At 53.5% G+C, this 508-nt stretch carries 1 protein-coding gene; it reads left to right on the top strand.

The features are described from left to right. Nucleotides 1-143 precede the first annotated feature (143 nt). Nucleotides 144-482: a hypothetical protein gene (locus tag J5M57_RS28100; protein ID WP_144411718.1), complete on the top strand. Its 339-nt coding sequence runs from the start codon at nucleotides 144-146 to the stop codon at nucleotides 480-482. Nucleotides 483-508: the final 26 nt, after the last annotated feature.

The raw sequence follows: 508 nt of genomic DNA, 5'->3' as shown, positions 1-508 counted from the left end.
CTCCGTAAGCCCTTGATTCTAAATAACCTCCAAAAAATCAAGGCTCTTTACTTGGTGGCCGCATCCACAGCGGTTTACGGCTTGTATTTGTCTTTACAATAGGCTCAAAATCCTAACACCACTGAAGCCGGGGGCAACGGGGGATGAAGGCCGAATTTGACGCGGTTTTGCGAAGTGAAGCCCTCACAAGGCTTCCCGTCGACGCATTTGTGCGCGCAATTACTGTCAATAGGGGGCGCCGAATTGCTCTCCTGCTCGGCGCAGGTGCCTCGCTCTCATCCGGAATGCCAAGCGCAGAAATATGCATCTGGGAGTGGAAGCGTGACATCTTCCTAACAAACAACCCAACCTTACGCAACGCCATCGGCGAGCTTTCGCTTGCCGGAACAAAAGCTCGGATACAGCAGTGGCTTGACCTTAGAGGAAACTATCCGGTTGCGGGAGCGGAGGCCGAGTACTCCTTTTACGCCGCCGAATTCTAACCTTCATGGCACCCTTCACCCTGCAG

The sequence above is a fragment of the Pseudomonas sp. 86_A genome, from assembly GCF_017491705.1.
Taxonomy (GTDB): domain Bacteria; phylum Pseudomonadota; class Gammaproteobacteria; order Pseudomonadales; family Pseudomonadaceae; genus Aquipseudomonas; species Aquipseudomonas koreensis.
Note: the sequence above shows the minus strand (reverse complement) of the source record. Positions and strands in the feature narration are given on the sequence as shown.